At 61.2% G+C, this 16,827-nt stretch carries 18 protein-coding genes and 1 riboswitch; of the genes, 1 reads left to right on the top strand and 17 read right to left on the bottom strand.

Features of this window, described 5'->3' with window-relative positions; all coding sequences use genetic code 11:
• Positions 1-64: 64 nt before the first annotated feature.
• The 13 genes from ACVWXD_RS03740 to cobO form a co-directional block, all read right to left on the bottom strand.
• Complete coding sequence (locus ACVWXD_RS03740; protein ID WP_032887814.1) at positions 65-616, bottom strand: glutathione peroxidase; 552 nt, start codon at positions 614-616, stop codon at positions 65-67.
• Between the two features lie 151 nt (positions 617-767).
• Positions 768-1,967 carry an MFS transporter gene (locus ACVWXD_RS03735; protein ID WP_163033221.1) on the bottom strand — a complete coding sequence of 400 codons (1,200 nt, stop codon included), beginning with the start codon at positions 1,965-1,967 and terminating at the stop codon, positions 768-770.
• Positions 1,968-2,030: 63 nt separating this feature from the next.
• The gene (locus ACVWXD_RS03730) at positions 2,031-2,435 is read right to left on the bottom strand and encodes a MarR family winged helix-turn-helix transcriptional regulator (RefSeq protein WP_032887810.1); all 405 of its coding nucleotides are present in this window, start codon (positions 2,433-2,435) and stop codon (positions 2,031-2,033) included.
• Positions 2,436-2,477: 42 nt separating this feature from the next.
• A complete protein-coding gene (locus tag ACVWXD_RS03725) occupies positions 2,478-3,206 on the bottom strand; it encodes an adenosylcobinamide-GDP ribazoletransferase (protein WP_457370695.1) in 729 nt (242 codons plus the stop codon).
• Positions 3,207-3,208: 2 nt separating this feature from the next.
• Positions 3,209-3,784 (bottom strand): alpha-ribazole phosphatase family protein, encoded by a 576-nt coding sequence (gene cobC, locus ACVWXD_RS03720; protein ID WP_032887806.1) that lies wholly within the window; start codon positions 3,782-3,784, stop codon positions 3,209-3,211.
• The gene (gene cobT, locus ACVWXD_RS03715) at positions 3,781-4,836 is read right to left on the bottom strand and encodes a nicotinate-nucleotide--dimethylbenzimidazole phosphoribosyltransferase (RefSeq protein WP_122754443.1); all 1,056 of its coding nucleotides are present in this window, start codon (positions 4,834-4,836) and stop codon (positions 3,781-3,783) included. The genes cobC and cobT overlap by 4 nt, the downstream gene beginning before the upstream one ends.
• A complete protein-coding gene (gene cobU / locus ACVWXD_RS03710) occupies positions 4,833-5,354 on the bottom strand; it encodes a bifunctional adenosylcobinamide kinase/adenosylcobinamide-phosphate guanylyltransferase (RefSeq protein ID WP_179178621.1) in 522 nt (173 codons plus the stop codon). The genes cobT and cobU overlap by 4 nt, the downstream gene beginning before the upstream one ends.
• 157 nt (positions 5,355-5,511) lie before the next feature.
• Positions 5,512-6,963, bottom strand: coding sequence for a cobyric acid synthase (locus tag ACVWXD_RS03705; RefSeq protein WP_457370694.1), 1,452 nt, complete (start codon positions 6,961-6,963; stop codon positions 5,512-5,514).
• Complete coding sequence (gene cobD, locus ACVWXD_RS03700) at positions 6,960-7,949, bottom strand: threonine-phosphate decarboxylase CobD (RefSeq protein WP_032887797.1); 990 nt, start codon at positions 7,947-7,949, stop codon at positions 6,960-6,962. Before cobD ends, ACVWXD_RS03705 begins: the two co-directional genes overlap by 4 nt.
• Positions 7,942-8,850, bottom strand: a complete 909-nt coding sequence (gene cbiB, locus ACVWXD_RS03695; protein ID WP_457370693.1) for an adenosylcobinamide-phosphate synthase CbiB — start codon at positions 8,848-8,850, stop codon at positions 7,942-7,944. Before cbiB ends, cobD begins: the two co-directional genes overlap by 8 nt.
• A complete protein-coding gene (bluB, locus tag ACVWXD_RS03690; protein WP_457370692.1) occupies positions 8,847-9,497 on the bottom strand; it encodes a 5,6-dimethylbenzimidazole synthase in 651 nt (216 codons plus the stop codon). Before bluB ends, cbiB begins: the two co-directional genes overlap by 4 nt.
• Positions 9,494-10,801, bottom strand: a complete 1,308-nt coding sequence (locus ACVWXD_RS03685) for a cobyrinate a,c-diamide synthase (protein ID WP_032887791.1) — start codon at positions 10,799-10,801, stop codon at positions 9,494-9,496. Before ACVWXD_RS03685 ends, bluB begins: the two co-directional genes overlap by 4 nt.
• Positions 10,798-11,409, bottom strand: coding sequence for a cob(I)yrinic acid a,c-diamide adenosyltransferase (cobO, locus tag ACVWXD_RS03680; protein WP_027603802.1), 612 nt, complete (start codon positions 11,407-11,409; stop codon positions 10,798-10,800). The genes ACVWXD_RS03685 and cobO overlap by 4 nt, the downstream gene beginning before the upstream one ends.
• A gap of 79 nt (positions 11,410-11,488) precedes the next feature.
• A riboswitch (cobalamin riboswitch) is annotated at positions 11,489-11,741 on the bottom strand.
• A gap of 99 nt (positions 11,742-11,840) precedes the next feature.
• Between cobO and ACVWXD_RS03675 the strand changes: the two genes are divergently transcribed.
• Entirely contained in the window at positions 11,841-13,154 is a 1,314-nt protein-coding gene (locus ACVWXD_RS03675; protein WP_122754448.1) for a PQQ-dependent sugar dehydrogenase, read from the top strand.
• Between the two features lie 134 nt (positions 13,155-13,288).
• Here the strand turns inward: ACVWXD_RS03675 and ACVWXD_RS03670 are convergent, their stop codons facing one another.
• From ACVWXD_RS03670 to ACVWXD_RS03655, 4 genes are all read right to left on the bottom strand, one after another.
• Positions 13,289-13,825, bottom strand: a complete 537-nt coding sequence (locus ACVWXD_RS03670; protein ID WP_032887787.1) for a C40 family peptidase — start codon at positions 13,823-13,825, stop codon at positions 13,289-13,291.
• Positions 13,826-13,969: 144 nt separating this feature from the next.
• Entirely contained in the window at positions 13,970-14,599 is a 630-nt protein-coding gene (locus ACVWXD_RS03665; RefSeq protein ID WP_032887785.1) for a C40 family peptidase, read from the bottom strand.
• A gap of 213 nt (positions 14,600-14,812) precedes the next feature.
• Positions 14,813-15,517: a DnaA regulatory inactivator Hda gene (gene hda / locus ACVWXD_RS03660; protein WP_032887783.1), complete on the bottom strand. Its 705-nt coding sequence runs from the start codon at positions 15,515-15,517 to the stop codon at positions 14,813-14,815.
• A 203-nt stretch (positions 15,518-15,720) separates the two neighbouring features.
• Entirely contained in the window at positions 15,721-16,794 is a 1,074-nt protein-coding gene (locus ACVWXD_RS03655) for an AI-2E family transporter (protein ID WP_032887781.1), read from the bottom strand.
• Between the last annotated feature and the right edge of the window lie 33 nt (positions 16,795-16,827).

The raw sequence follows: 16,827 nt of genomic DNA, 5'->3' as shown, positions 1-16,827 counted from the left end.
TCAGGCAGGTGTAAAAAAGCCCCGCTCTCCTGCAAAGGAGGCGGGGCTTTTCATTGGGCGCGGATCAGGGTTTAGACGCTATCGCCTGCTCCACCGCCTTGATCAGCTCCGGGCTGTCCGGCTTGGTCAGGCTGGAAAAATCGGCAATCACCTTACCCTGGCGATCCACCACGTACTTGTAGAAATTCCACTTCGGCGCGTTGCTCTGCTGTGCCAACACCTTGAACAGATTCACTGCATCCGGGCCCTTGACCTTCTGCGGCTCAGTCATGGTGAAGGTCACGCCGTAGTTCACGTAGCAGACCTTGGCGGTCTCCTCGCCGGTCTTGGCTTCCTGCTTGAAGTCATCGGACGGCACGCCGATCACTTCCAGCCCTTGATCCTTGTAGCGTTGATACAAGGCTTCGAGGCCTTTGAACTGCGGGGCGAATCCGCAAAAGCTCGCGGTGTTGACGATAACCAAAGGCTTGCCGGCAAAGCGCTGGCACAGGTCGATGGATTCCTTGGCGCGCAGTTTGGGCAATTGGCCTTCAAGCAAAGGTGGGCAATCAGCAGCCAACGCCACACCGCCAAAAGCCGCCATCAGCACAGGTACAGCCAGCCAGCGCATCTGCATGTCGAAACGTCCTTTCAAGAGTTCAGGGATCGAACTTAACAGATCGACATACCCAGTTGCATCAATGCCAGCCCGCCGCGCTGCCAGCCCCACCATGCCAGCACCAGCAGGATGAGCCCCGCAATAATCAATAAACCCTGTGCTTTCAGGCTCATGCCGCCTCCATTTGCGCCTGTAGACGCGCCACCGGCCGCTCGCGTACCGGCCAATTGAGGGCGGCTGCGAGCAGGCTCAACACAATGGCACCTTGCCAGATCAAATCGTAGTTGCCGGTTCGATCATAGACCACCCCGCCCAACCAACCGCCGAGGAACGAACCAATCTGATGGAACAAGAACACAATCCCACCGAGCATCGAAAGATTTCGCACGCCAAACAAGGTGGCTACGGTGCCGTTGGTCAGCGGCACCGTGGACAACCACAGCAAGCCCATCGCCATGCCGAACAGGTAGGCGCTGAGTTGGGTCACCGGCGCCCAAAGGAACAGCACAATCACCACCGCTCGCAACAGGTACAACCCGGTCAGCAGACGCGGCTTGGACATACGCCCACCCAGCCAACCGGCGGTGTAGGTACCGACGATATTGAACAGGCCAATCAATGCCAGCACGGTGGTGCCTGTGGTGGCCGGCAAGTGCTGATCCACCAGGTAGGCCGGCAGGTGCACACCGATAAACACCACCTGGAAACCACAGACGAAAAAGCCAAAGGCCAGCAGCCAGAATCCGGAGTGTCCGCAGGCTTCGTGCAATGCCTCGCGCAAGGTCTGCTGCCCGGCCAGTACCGGCAGCGGCTGATCCTTGAGCATGCTGACCAGCGGCAAGATCAACGCCACCATCAGGCCCAACGCAAGCAGTGCTGCGGACCAGCCCAGCCAACTGATCAAGCCTAAGGTGCCGGGCACCATAGCGAACTGGCCGAATGAACCTGCGGCGCTGGCAATACCCATGGCCATGCTGCGTTTTTCCGGCGCCACGGCACGGCCGACGACCCCAAGAATCACCGAAAACGAGGTTCCAGAGAGACCGATACCAATCAGCAGACCGGCACTCAGCGAAAGCGACCACGCGGAATCGGACAGGCCCATCAACACGAGGCCCACGGCGTACAGCACTCCACCTACAAATACCACTTTGGTCGCGCCGAATCGGTCGGCCACCGCCCCCGCAAATGGCTGCGCCAGGCCCCAGATCAGATTCTGCAGCGCAATCGCCAAGGCGAACGTGCCTCGACCCCAGCCGAATTCACTGCTCATTGGCGCAAGGAACAAGCCGAAACCGTGTCGCACCCCCAATGACAACGCCAGGATCAGCGCACTCCCCACTAGGATCCAACCACTGGTGCGCCACATCGAGGTCATTTCTTATTCTCCGCTCGCGGGTATATACCCGCTTATGTTCGAACAAGCTCGCCTTCAGGCGAGCTCATCCAGCAAGGCCAACAAGGTTTCGCGTTTATCCGCGCCGAGTTGATCGATCAATTTCTGTTGCGCTGCTTCCCAGGCTGGCAAGGCCGCAGCCAGCCGTTCTGCACCCGCCTCGGTCAGCAGCACCAGGCGATTTCGCAGGTCATTGCCCTCGACCAACTGGACCAATCCTTCGCACTCCAACACCCGGAGATTGCGCCCCAAGGTGCTGCGGTCCAGCCCCATGGCGTCCGCCAGGCTGGAAATGCTCGGCTGATCAAGGCGCTGCAGGTTACACAGCAAAGAATACTGGGCAACGTTGATCCCGAAGCCGTCGAGGGCGCCGTCGTAGTGCCTGCTGACGCCACGGGCGGCGCGTCGCAGGTTGGTGCATAAACATTGGGAGGCAAGCATGGAACGTGTATATACCCGCGATTATTGAAATGCAAGAAAGTGTTACAGCGCCAGACCGACCAATACAGCGACTTCCAGCAGCTCCAACAAGGCCCCAGCGGTGTCGCCGGTGGTGCCGCCGAGGCGATTGACCATCAACTGGCGCAGACCAATGAAGCAGATCGCCGCGAGCAGCACCGCGATCCCACCACTGAATCCCCCGATAAGAATGCAGGCCAGACCACTGAGGATTAGCACCTGTTGGCCGACGAGCCGAGGTAAATGATCCGACAATGCCTGACCCAATCCGCCAGCACGCACATAACGAGTGGTCAGAAACAACGCCAGCATCGAGGCCCGCCCGATCAGCGGTGCCAAAATGAGCGCAGCGCCGTTGTGTTGCTCAATCAAGGCCACAAGTGCACTGAACTTGAGCAGCAACACCAAGCCCAGGGTGACTACCGCAATCGGTCCACTGCGGGGGTCTTTCATGATGGTCAGGGTGCGCTCACGGTCGCCAAAACCACCGAGCCAGGCGTCCGCGCTGTCCGCCAGGCCATCCAAGTGCAACCCGCCACTGAGCAGCACCCAGGCCGTCAGCAGCAGCGCGGCATGCAGCAACAATGGCGCCCCCATCAACGCCGTATTCAGCCCCCACAACAGCAACCCGAACAGCAGCCCGACTACCGGATAAAACAGCAACGAGCGCCCCAACTCCTGCGGCTGCGGCATGCCCGGCAAGCGAATCGGCAGGCTGCTGAGAAATTGCAGGGCAATCCAGAACGGCAGCATCGTCAGATTCCTTCCTTCAACACGCCATCGGCAGCGACCTGCAAGCTGAACAGCCCACCATGGCCGACTTCGACATTCAGCAACTGCTCGCGGGGCAAGCCTCGGGCCTGGGCCAATAGCAAACGCATCACCCCGCCATGACTGACTAACAGCACGCGCTCACCAGCATAGGCCTGATGCAAGCGTGAGACGGCGCTCAAAACACGTTCGGAAAATTCCCTGACCGGCTCACCCTCAGGTGGCGTGAAGCTATAGGGATCGGCCCAGAACAGGCCCAAGCCTTCGGCGTCGGTTTCCATCAACGCCGCCGCGCTCTGTCCTTCCCAAGCGCCGAAGTGCAGCTCTTGCAGGTCCTTTTCCAAGCTCACCGGCACCTTCAGCCGCGCCGCCAACTCATCAGCGAAGCGCGCGCAGCGTTGCAGCGGCGAACTGATGAGCCGGTCCCAAGGCCCCTGCGCTATGACGGCGGCGCGCATCTGCTCCCAGCCTTTGGCGGTCAAGGCGTCATCCAGGCTGCCACGCAGGCCGCCGCCCAGCTCGGTTTCGCCGTGGCGCAGCAGGTCCAGGTGCAAAATCATGCCGGACGGTCTGCCACGGCCGCTTCAGCAAAGGTCGCCATCTGCCCGTGCAGCGCACACGCCAGGCGCAACAACGGTACCGCCAACGCGGCGCCGCTGCCTTCGCCCAGGCGCAAGCCGAGTTCGAGCAACGGTTGAGCATCAAGGCTTTGCAGCACATGACGATGACCCGGCTCAGCGCCCCGATGGCCGAACAACAGCCAATCGCGGCAGTCCGGATTCAGACGCGTGGCCACCAGTGCGGCGACCGTGCAGATAAACCCATCCACCAGCACCACCACGCCTTCTTGGGCGCACGCCAGATAAGCTCCCACCAACGCAGCAATCTCAAAGCCGCCCAGGTTGAACAGGGTGTGCAGTGCGTCACCACGCTGCCCGCCATGCAACGCCAATGCGCGTTCGATCACGGCAACCTTGTGGCTCACCCCTTCAGCGTTCAACCCTGTACCCGGGCCGGTCAGATCGCTGACGCGGCAATCGAGCAACGCGCACGCCAACGCACTGGCAGCGGTGGTGTTGCCGATGCCCATTTCGCCGCCGATAAACAACTGCGCACCGCTTTCACGGGCACGCAGCACGCTATCGCGACCCGCTTGCAATGCCAATTGCCCCTGAGCCACGGTCATTGCCGGGCCCTTGACGAAGTTGGCGGTGCCCGTGCCGATATTCAGGTGACGCACGCCCGGCAGGCTCAGCGACGGGTTCACCGTACCGAGGTCGACCACCTCCAACTGCCCATCCAATTGCCGCGCCAGTACGCTGATGGCCGCACCACCGGTGACAAAGTTATGCAGCATCTGCCCGGTCACTTCCTGGGGATACGCCGACACACCTTCGGCAACCACGCCGTGATCCCCGGCAAAAATCGCAATCCACACGTGATCAACCGACGGTTTGACCTGGCCCTGCAAGCCAGCCAATTGCACGGCCAGCGCTTCCAACTGACCGAGGGAACCGGTCGGCTTGGTCAATTGCTGCTGGCGCGCCAGGGCCTGTTCGTACGCCGAGGCGTTAATCGCCTTACAAGGGTTGAGCCACCAGGTGTCAGTCATAACGCAATACCTTTCAAAGTCAGGGGCAGGCCGGCAACCGTCAGGACAACACGCTGACACCGCTCGGCCAAAGCTTGATGCAGCCAACCGGCTTCATCCACATAGCGGCGAGTCAATTCGCCCAGCGGCACGACACCCATTCCGGTCTCGTTGCTGACAAAAATGATTTCCCCCGGCAGCGTGGCCAGGGTTTCCAGCAATTGATCGCGCTCAAACGCCAAGCGCTCTGCGTCTTCGAGCATCAGCAGATTGGTCAGCCACAGGGTCAGGCAATCCACCAGCAAGCAGCGACCGGGTGCGGCGTTTTCGCGTAGCACACGCGCCAGCTCGACAGGCTCTTCGATCAAACCCCAATGATCAGGGCGACGCTCGCGATGCGAGGCAACGCGGGCATTCATCTCGCCGTCAAGCGGCTGACTGGTGGCGATATAGATGACGGGCAAAGCGCTGTCGCTGGCGAGCTTTTCGGCCAGGCGGCTTTTACCGGAACGAGCGCCGCCTAAAATCAGTTGAAGCATGAGACACCCCCTACCCACCCACCCATCCACGATGCGAAGCGAGTCGTTTTTGATCCTGCTTTTGATCTGAAGTCGCCCCGTAAACCACGCTGGCCGAACGCAGGAATGGATATGTACACCGAAAGCCCCCTCCCACCTTTGAACCGTGTGTACACCATTAAATCCCACACAGTTTGCGCAACAAATCGGTGTCCAAATGGTTCTCCACCAGATCGGCCAGGCGTTCGATATCGCGCTCGCGCAGGGCGTGGTAGTCCACCTCCTGCACATCCTGCAACCCTGCCCAACGCAGCAACGCACTGCAGGCCGCCGGGGTCTCGAACAAGCCATGCAGATACGTGCCGAGAATCTGCCCGTCAGCACTTTGCGCGCCGTCACTGCGACCGTCCTCCAGCAGCACGGCGGCGTTCGACAGGGCAGCGCCACACGTCACACCCGCATGAATCTCGTACCCTCTGACCTCAGCATCCTCCAGCAACAACCGCCCCCGCACATTGCGCAGTTGCTTCTCTTCTTCCAAAGTCGTGCTGAACGCCAACAACCCCAACCCGTCACTGGAACCCGCCGCTCCTTCCAGCCCCAATGGGTCATGCACCTGCTCGCCCAGCATCTGCAACCCGCCGCAAATCCCCAGCACCTTGCCGCCATACCGCAAATGCCGTGCTACGGCGGTATCCCAGCCATTGGCACGCAGATACGCCAAATCACTGCGCACGCTTTTCGAGCCCGGCAGGATGATCAGGTCGGCGGCAGGAATCGACCGGCCCGGACCGACAAACTGCAAATCCACCTGAGGATGCAGGCGCAGTGGGTCAAAATCCGTGTGATTGCTGATGCGCGGCAATACCGGCACCACCACCTTGAGCACCTGCGCCGCCTTGTCGATCTGACGCTGGTCGATGCCGTCTTCAGCCTCCAAGTGCAAATCCATCACGTAGGGCAAAACCCCCACTACCGGTTTGCCAGTGCGTGCTTGCAGCCAATCCAAACCGGGTTGCAACAGCGCGATATCGCCGCGAAAACGGTTGATGACGAAGCCCTTGACCCGCTCTTGTTCGGTGGGCGAAAGCAATTCCAAGGTGCCGACCAGATGGGCAAACACACCGCCGCGATTGATGTCGGCGATCAGCAACACTGGGCAGTCAACGGCTTCGGCGAAGCCCATGTTGGCAATGTCATTGGCGCGCAGGTTGATCTCCGCCGGGGAGCCTGCGCCTTCCACCATCACCACCGGATAGGCTTCGCTCAACCGTGCGTGGGAGGCCAGCACTGCCTGCATGGCGATGGCTTTGTAGTCGTGATAGGCCACGGCGTTCATGGTGGTCACGGCGCGGCCGTGGATGATCACTTGGGAACCGGTGTCGCTGTTGGGTTTGAGCAACACCGGGTTCATGTCAGTGTGGGGCGCCAGATTAGCTGCCTGGGCCTGCACCGCCTGGGCGCGGCCGATCTCGCCGCCTTCGGCCGTCACGGCACTGTTGAGCGCCATGTTCTGCGGCTTGAACGGCACCACTGCGACGCCCTGGCGCACCAGCCAGCGGCACAGCGCGGTCACCAGCGTACTTTTGCCGGCGTCGGACGTGGTGCCTTGCACCATCAGCGTACTCATGAAGCATCCTTATAGGCGGCCAGTGCGGCGTCGAGGCGCAACCAATCGGCCTCGGTGTCGGGCAGGCCGAAGCGCAGGCTGCTGTCGTGGACGAACAGGCGCAGCAGGATGCCGCGCTGGGCCATGAATTCGTGCATGCGTTCGGCGTGCGGGGTGATCAGCCATTGGAACAACGCGCAGCCGCCCTGAGGCTGAAATCCGTGGCGCTCAAGCAGCGTGAACAATCGCTCGCCAGCCTCGACGCAACGCGCCCGCTGACGGGTATGCCCGGCAGTGTCGCGCAGGCACACTTGCCCCAACACGCGTGTCGGTCCGCTGACGGCCCAAGGCCCGACCTGTTCAGCGAGCAACTTGAGCAACTTGCGTTCGGCCAGCACAAATCCCAGACGCACGCCGGCCAGGCCGAAGAACTTGCCGAACGAGCGCAACACAATCAGACCGACCTGATGAGCCTGGCCTGCCAAACTCAACTCCGGCGTCACGTCCATAAACGCTTCGTCCACCACCAGCCAGCCGCCGCGCTGGGCCAGCCGTGTGTGCCAGTCCAGCAGGCGCTGGGGAGTCAGGCTCTGGCCTGTAGGATTGTTGGGATTGACCACCACCAAAACGTCGAGGCTATCGAGGAAGAAGTCGACTTCCTGTTCCTGCACCTCGCGCACCACATACCCGGCGCGGCGCCAGGCTTCGGCATGCTCGGCATAGCAAGGCGACAGCACGCCGACTTTGCCGGATCGGCGCAGGCGCGGCAGCAACTGGATCGCCGCCTGGGAACCGGGCACCGGCAATAAATGCGCGGCCCCGTAGTACTCGCTGGCAGCCTGTTCCAAGCCGTCGTCGGTCTCTGGCAATCGTGCCCAGGCACGCAGCGGGATCGGCGGGATCGGCCAGGGCCAAGGCGCGAGACCGCTGGACAGGTCAAGCCAGTCGGCCTCGGCAATCCCGTATTGAATGGATGCTTTACGCAGTCGGCCACCGTGTTCAAGCATAGAATTGCGCCCCCGCACATAGGATCAGCAGCCACAACCATACGCCGCGCTGCACCAGTTGCCAGCCTCGGTCGATGGAGTCGGCATCCGCCGCCGGGCCTTCGCCCAATGGCGGACGCTGGTGTACTTCGCCGTGATAAATCGCAGCACCACCCAATTCAACACCCAAGGCGCCTGCGCCGGCAGCCATCACCGGCCCGGCGTTGGGGCTGTCCCAGGTCGGGCCCTGGGTGCGCCAGCATTTGAGGGCCAGGCGGGTTTTGCCGAGCACGGCGTAGGTCAAGGCCACCAGGCGTGCCGGAATGTAGTTGAGCACGTCGTCGATTTTCGCTGCGGCCCAGCCGAAGCGCTCGAAGCGCTCGTTGCGATAGCCCCACATGGCATCAAGGGTGTTGCTCAATCGGTAGAGCACCACGCCCGGTACGCCAGCGACCACGAACCAGAACAGCGCGGCGAATATCGCATCGCTGCCGTTTTCCAATACCGATTCGGTGGCGGCGCGGGCGACTTCGGTGCGATCCAGCTCGCTGGTCTGGCGGCTCACCAGGTAACTCACCCGCGTGCGGGCTTCATCCAGGTCATCGCTGCGCAACGCCTGGGCCACCGGCATCACATGCTCGCCGAGGCTGCGCATACCGAGGGCGCAGTACAACGCCAGAATCTCCAACACCCAGCCGATATAAGGCGCCCACGACAACGCGGTGGCCAGCAGCGTCAACGGCACCACGGCGATAAACCACGCCGTCACACCGTGACTGCGCCAGCCACGGCCGCCACTGTTGAAACGTTGCTCGATGCGCCCGGCAAAATTGCCGAACGCCACCAGCGGATGCCAGCGCCTGGGCTCGCCCAGTAGCGCATCCAACGCCACTGCAGCGACACACAGCAAGGCCACACTCATTGACTTACTCTCCACGTATTCTCAAACAACATGTCACTCAGCGGACGCGGTTCGGTCCAGCCTTCGAGCTGCAACATCGGTGCCGGATAGAACTCGACGACCGGCCCCAGGCACAACACAGCCAGAGGTTTTGCGCCGGGCGGCAGGCCCAGCAAATCGGCCAGGGCCTGGGGCTCAAACAACGAGACCCAGCCCATGCCAAGGCCTTCCACGCGAGCGGCCAGCCACAGATTCTGGATCGCGCAGGACAGCGAGGCCATGTCCATCTCCGGCAAGGTGCGCCGGCCGAAAATATGGCGCTCGCGATCATCCATCAATGCCGCCACCAGTACTTCGGCACAGTCATTGATGCCTTCGACCTTAAGCCTCATGAACTCATCGGTGCGCTCGCCAAGGGCCTCGGCTGTGCGCACGCGCTCTTCTTCCACCAGTTGCTGGATCTGCCCGCGCAGGTGGCGGTCGCTGATGCGGATAAAACGCCAGGGCTGCATGAGGCCGACACTCGGCGCCTGATGCGCGGCCTGAAGCAGGCGGTGGAGCAATTCAGGGGCGACAGTGCCACCGCTGAAGTGACGCATGTCGCGGCGTTCGGCAATGGCGCGGTAAACGGCATCGCGGTCGGCCTGGGGGAAGGCGTTGTCAGTCATGGCGCTATCGTGGGTAAAAACAATGCGGCCACAGCAGCCGGATTCGACGGAAAGTAGAAGTGCACGTAAGAGGCCGTCATCCGCCCCTGTCGGTAGACCGCTTCGGCCCCGCGCCCACCATTGGGGCTCAAACCACGGGCAATCGGTTGCCATTCGGTGCTGGTCAGGGAGTGGTGATAGGTATGGCCGCGCAGTACGCCTTCCGGCAATTCGACGCTTTGCAGCGCCAGGGCCGCCAGTTTCTTTTGCATCACTGCATCACCCTGCAACAGGCCGAGCAGTTCGGCGCGGTTGCCGTCGACGTCGGTGAGGGAGTTCAGCAGGTAGAGCATGCCGCCACACTCAGCGAGCAACGGCTTACCCGCCGCATGGTGAGCACGGATGGCGTCGAGCATCGGAGTATTTTCCGACAACGCCTGGTGGTGCAGTTCCGGGTAGCCACCAGGCAGATACAGACTGTCGGCGTCAGGTAATTCGCGATCGTGGATCGGGGAGAAAAATGTCAGCTCAGCGCCCATCGCCCGCAACAGGTCAAGACTGGCGCCGTAGGTGAAGGCGAAGGCTTCGTCGCGGGCCACGGCAATGCGGACACCGGCCAACAACGGCTCAGCTTCGATCACTTCAGGCGCGGCGAAGGTCACGGGCGGCGGTAAAGCGACTTCGCAACTGCTGCCCAAGGCTTGGGCGGCGGCGTCCAGGCGTGCATCGAGGTCATTCAGTTCGCTGGCTTGAACCAGGCCCAGATGACGGCTCGGCAGCTCGATTCCCGTCTCGCGGGACAGCGCGCCGTACCAGCGCAGGCCTTCAGTGAGGCTACCTTCGAGCAATTGCGCATGACGCAACGTGCCGACGCGGTTGGCCAACACGCCCGCGAACGGTAGATCCGGCTGGTAGCGCGCAAGGCCTAGCGCCAGAGCACCAAAGGTTTGGGCCATGGCGGTGCCATCAATCACGCCCAGCACCGGCACGCCGAAGTGCCGCGCCAGGTCGGCACTGGAGGGCGTGCCGTCGAACAGACCCATCACGCCTTCGATCAGGATCAGGTCGGCCTCCCCCGCCGCTTCCCACAGCAGGCGGCGACTTTCCTGCTCGCCCACCATCCACATATCCAATTGATACACCGGCGCACCGCTGGCGCGTTCGTGGATCATCGGGTCCAGAAAGTCCGGACCGCATTTGAACACGCGCACCCTACGTCCCAGATTGCGGTGCAAACGGGCCAGGGCGGCGGTGACGGTAGTTTTGCCTTGGCCGGACGCCGGTGCGGCGATCAATACGGCCGGGCAATGACGGGGCTGATTCAAAGTTCGACGCCCTTCTGTGCCTTGATACCGGCCTGGAATGCGTGTTTGAGCATGCCCATTTCGGTGACGGTGTCGCCCATCTCGATCAGCTCCGGCTTAGCGCCACGGCCAGTGACCACCACGTGTTGCATCGGCGGGCGGGCTTGCAGGTCGCTGAGCACTTGGTCCAGGTCGAGGTAGCCGTGCTTGAGGGCTATGTTCAGCTCGTCCAGCACCACCAGGCCGATGGTTGGGTCTTGCAGCAGTTCGCGGGATACCGCCCAGGCTGCCTCGGCGGCGGCGATATCGCGCTGGCGGTCCTGGGTTTCCCAGGTAAAGCCTTCGCCCATGACGTGGAAACGCACTTGCTCGGGGAAGCGGCGGAAAAACAACTCTTCGCCAGTGCTGTTACGCCCCTTGATGAACTGCACCACACCGCATTGCATCCCATGGCCCATGGCGCGAGCGAGCATCCCAAACGCCGAGCTGCTCTTGCCTTTGCCGTTGCCGGTGAGTACCAGCAGCAAGCCGCATTCGTTAGGGGAGTTGGCGATGCGCTCGTCGATCACGGCTTTTTTGCGCAGCATGCGCGCCAAGTGGCGTTCGTCGCGGTCGGGGGTATCGGTCATGGCAGCTCTCCGTTGGGGCTGGACAAAAACGGCGGGCAGGAAAAAGAAAAAACAGACAGCCAAGCATCGCCCACCGTGATGCTGTTGGATGATCCAGGCCGGTCTCCGGGCTCATGAGTGGCGCAGCTCTTGTAGAGAGCAAGCAGGCCAACGCTGCGCCTTCCCATATCGCACGCGATACAGTGGCAAAAGCAGCGTCTTGACTCATTTACCGTTGCGGGGGCAGCGCCGGAATTGCGGCGGCGCTGTGTACAAGCGCGCTCACTCACCGGCTTCCCTGTTTCACTCTGTCGACCCACGGGTCACAGAGCACCTGGAACAAGCGGCGAAGGTTAGTGGGTTGGGGGTGGAGCGTCAATGAAAGCTAGTCGAGTACTTGAACCATCGCACCACCGCCCTCCTCTACCCTTACAGGTATCAAGGAGAACACCATGCATAAAACCAGACTCGCCCTGTTAATCATGCTTGCCGGCACCCTCGCGGCGTGCGGAGAAAGCTCAACCCTGAAGGTTTCCGACGGCACCGGCCCCTCGCCCCGACTGCCGGAACCGAACAAAACGCTGATCCCTACCGTCAACATCGCTCCAGCCATCGGCTGGCCAGATGGCGCGAAGCCAACGGCAGCCCCCGGCACCCAAGTGGCCGCGTTCGCCGAGGGCCTCGACCACCCGCGCTGGCTGTATGTGTTGCCCAATGGCGATGTGCTGGTGGCGGAAACCAACGCACCGCCCAAACCGGATGACGCCAAGGGCATACGCGGCTGGGTCATGGAGAAGGTCATGGGACGTGCCGGCGCCGGGGTGCCGAGCCCGAACCGTATCACTCTATTGCGCGATGCCGACCACGACGGCGTCGCCGAAACACGTACGGTGTTCCTGGAAAACCTCAATTCGCCGTTCGGTATGACCCTGGTCGGAAACGACCTGTATGTGGCCGACTCGGACAAGCTGCTGCGTTTCCCCTATCAGCCAGGCGAAACTGCCATCAAGGCCCAAGGCTCCAAGGTGGTCGACTTGCCAGGCGGTCCGCTGAACCATCACTGGACGAAAAACGTGGTGGCCAGCAAGGATGGCAGCAAGCTGTACGTGAGCGTCGGCTCAAACAGCAATGTCGGTGAAAACGGCCTGGAGGCGGAACAGGGGCGTGCCGCGATCTGGGAAGTCGACCGCGCCAGCGGCCAGCACCGTATTTTCGCCTCCGGCCTGCGCAACCCCAATGGTATGGCTTGGGAACCGCAGAGCGGCAAGCTGTGGACAGCGGTGAACGAGCGCGACGAGATCGGCAGCGACCTGGTGCCGGACTACATCACCTCGGTCAAGGACGGCGGTTTCTATGGCTGGCCGTTCAGCTATTACGGCCAGCATGTGGATGTGCGCGTCACGCCGCAGAACCCGGACCTGGTCGCCAAGGCCATTGCGCCGGACTACGCCGTAGGGCCGCACACCGCTTCTTTGGGCCTGACGTTCGCCGAGGGCAGCAAACTCCCGGCGCCGTTCAGCAACGGCGCATTCATCGGCCAGCATGGCTCGTGGAATCGCAAGCCGCACAGCGGCTACAAGGTGATTTTCGTGCCATTCGAGGCAGGCCAGCCTAAAGGTCAGCCGGTGGACGTGCTGACCGGCTTCCTCGATAAAGATGAGAAAGCCATGGGCCGCCCAGTGGGCGTGGTGATTGATCAGCAAGGGGACTTGCTGGTGGCGGATGACGTGGGGAACAAGGTATGGCGGGTGTCGGCGGCCAAATAAACGCCCCCAGAAGCATCACAAAACCAATGTGGGAGGGGGCTTGCTCCCGATAGCAGTGGGTCAGGCACAGATACTGTGACTGATACTTCGCTATCGGGGGCAAGCCCCCTCCCACATTTAGTTAGGTATTGGGTTCAGGGATTACGTGCCAGGTTTGCTGGCAATACCCGCTTGGCGCTCAGATAGGCATTCTGCCAATACGCCTTGGACAGGGTATCGAGCTTCACCGTACCGCCGGTTTGCGGCGCATGGACAAAGCGGCCCTCGCCCACATAGATCCCAGCATGGCTGACCTGCGAACCACCACCGGTGGCGAAGAACAGCAGGTCACCTGTTTGCAGGTTCTGCTCACTCACGTCCTGAGCGCGCATCACGATCAGCTCACGGGTAGTGCGTGGCAGGGAAATGCCGGCGGCGTCACGGAACACAAAGCCGATCAGGCCACTGCAATCAAAGCCCGAGTCCGGCGTGTTGCCGCCCCAGCGATAAGGCGTGCCGACCAGGCCCAGCGCACGGAAGAGCACGTCTTCGGCAGCAGGCGAGAAATTCTGGGTGGCGTAGTTGAATACCGGCTTGGGCTTGGCCGCGACAGGAGCAGGCGGCGGACGGCTGGCGCAGGCGCTGAGCAGCGCGGCGCAAACGAGAAGAACTAGGCGGGCTGACGTCGACATGTGCAGAACAATCCTGATCTGGATGCGGCTTTCGCTGCCGAACGCTGAAAACCAGAACGCGCAAGCAAGGCTCGCGCGAACGGATTACAACAATGTCCAGGGATTCTAGCGCTTACACGTCAAACTTCAAGTATCACTTTAAGTTTACTTGCTAGCGGTAACGGTCGTCGGGGCCATGGCGAGTGCACGCTTGGCTTCGATGAAGGTTTTGCTCCAGTAACTGTCGCCCAGGTTGTCGACTCGGACACCGCCACTGCGACGGCTGCTGGAGTGGATAAACTGGTTATCACCCAGGTAAATACCGGCGTGACTGACACGACCACGACCTGCAGTACTGAAGAAAAGCAGATCACCGGGCTTGAGGTTGTTGCGCGCGACCAACGGTGCGTTCACGTTGATCATTTCGCGAGTGGAGCGTGGCAAGTTCATGCCAGCTTCTTCACGAAACAGATAGCCGATGAAACCGCTGCAGTCGAAACCGGCTTCGGAAGTACCGCCAAAACGGTAACGGGTACCGATCAGGGACATGCCGCGTTCGAGAATGCTGTCGGCCAGAACTGGAAGCTGATAAGGCTTGCTGCCGGAGAAATCGGCCAGTTCTTTCTCTGTTGCAACTTCTTCCTCATAGACAGTGGAAGACTGCGCTGCAACAAATTTTGCCTGGGAATGTTGTTGAGGCTTTTGCTGCTCAACCACCTGCTGAGGGTGGGAGGCGCAACCAAACAACAGGGTAACGAGTGCGAGAGGCACGAGGGGTGCGAAGCGATTTAGCATGGGCACGACCGTGGCTGATGTGTAAAGAAGCCGAGACTATGCCCTCTATCACATCGATTTGCAAATTCAATCGTGATCTATGTGACTTCCTGTTTGGACTATGACATCTAAGCCCTTAACACCCTATAAGCGCCTTTCGCGTGGCCAAACCGGCTCAAACGCGGGTTTTCTGACGCCTGGAATTTGCCAAAACCCCTGCAAACAAAGGGGTTGCTACCAGCCGAGGGTTTCTTTGAGAAAGGGAATGGTCAGTTTACGCTGGGCCTGCAAAGAGGCTTGATCGAGCTGTTCGAGCAAATCGAACAACGCACTCATGCTGCGAGTGCCACGGGTGAGGATAAAGTGTCCGACTTCGTCGGTGAGGTGCAGGCCGCGGCGAGAAGCACGCAGTTGCAGGGCGCGCAATTTGTCTTCGTCGGAGAGCGGGCGCATCTGGAAGATCAGCGCCAGGGTAAGGCGCGACTTGAGGTCGGCCAGTTTGACGGGCAACTCGCGGGGCGATGTGGAGGCAGCAATCAACAAGCGCCGTCCGCTGTCTCGCAGGCGGTTGAACAGATGAAACAGCGCCTCTTCCCAATCGGCCTTGCCAGCAATCGCCTGTAGGTCATCCAGGCATACCAGCTCGTATTGCTCAAGGTTGTCGAAGATCCCGATACCGCGGTCCATCAATTCAGCCAAAGGCAGGTACACCGCCGGCTCGCCCATTTGCTCGAAGCGCAAGCAGGCGGCCTGCAACAGGTGAGTACGCCCCACGCCGTGCTTGCCCCACAGATAGATCAGGCTTTCAGTCCACCCGGCGTCGGCTTCGCAGAGCCGCTCGACATAGCCGAGTGCAGCGGCATTGGCGCCTGGGTAGTAATTGATAAAGGTGGCGTCATCACGCAGACGCACACCTAAGGGCAGCTGAATCGGTTTCATGCTGACTGAACGGCTCCCATCGAACCGCTAGTGGCCTCTGTGTAAAGTTTGCAAAGTTTATACCCGTGACGCGGGGCGCACAATGCAGCAGACCACAAGCAAAATCAAAGGTTTGCGTTAACTTGCCGGTTTTACGCGGATTGTTTGACGCCATCCCCCCATAAACAACAAACCCGGCCGAAGCCGGGTTTATGAAGCAGCGGTTACAGGTCGGGGTCTTCGACGCCCGTGTACACATCCGAATCCTTGTACAAATCGTGCATATGGCGCACCAGCACCATGATCACCGCCGCCACCGGCAATGCCAGCAAGATGCCGGTAAAGCCAAACAGCTCGCCCCCCGCCAGGATCGCAAAGATTACCGCCACCGGGTGCAGACCGATCCGGTCACCCACCAACAACGGCGTCAGCACCATGCCCTCAAGGGCCTGGCCGACCATGAACACCGCGACAATCCCGAGCATCGGATACAGATCACCACCAAACTGGAACAGGCCAGCCACGAGCGCCGCGCCGATGCCGATCACAAAGCCCATATAAGGAACGATAGCCGCCAGGCCAGCGATCAGGCCGATCAACAGGCCCAGCTCCAGGCCGATGGCCATCAGGCCGGCGGCGTAGATAACGCCCAGGGCCAGCATCACCAGCAACTGGCCACGCACGAATGCGCCAAGGACTTCATGGCACTCACCGGCCAGGGAGACGATGCGCTCCTCACGATCACGCGGCAGCAAGCTGCGGATCTTGGCCATCATGATGTCCCAGTCGCGCAGCAGATAGAACGCCACCACCGGGATCAGCACGAGATTGGTCAGCCAGCCGATCAACGCCAGGCTCGACGCAGTCGCCTGACTGAGGATCACACCGACGATATCGGTGGTTTGCCCCATATGCTCACTGATCGCCGCCTTGACCTTATCGAACTTCCAGAAGCCGTCCGACAACCCCAACTTGGCCTGGGCCCACGGCATTGCCGTGTGCTGCAACCAGTCGAGCATCTGCGGCGCCAACTCATAGAGACGAAACAGTTGCTTGGCCAGCATCGGCACCAACACCAGCACCAGCGCGGTGATGATCAAGGTGAACAGCGCAAACACCGCCACTACGCCCAAGGTCCGCGACAGCCCGGCTTTCTCCAAACGATCCACCACCGGATCGAACAGATAGGCCAGCAGCAACGCAACCAGGAACGGCGTCAGGATCGAATGCAGCAAGAACACAAAAACGCACAGCAGGACGATCCCGCCAAGCCACACCCAACGACGCGTATCCGCCATAAACCACTCCATTGCTTCTATATAAGGAAGAAC

The sequence above is a fragment of the Pseudomonas sp. TE3911 genome (assembly GCF_054062775.1).
Note: the sequence above shows the minus strand (reverse complement) of the source record. Positions and strands in the feature narration are given on the sequence as shown.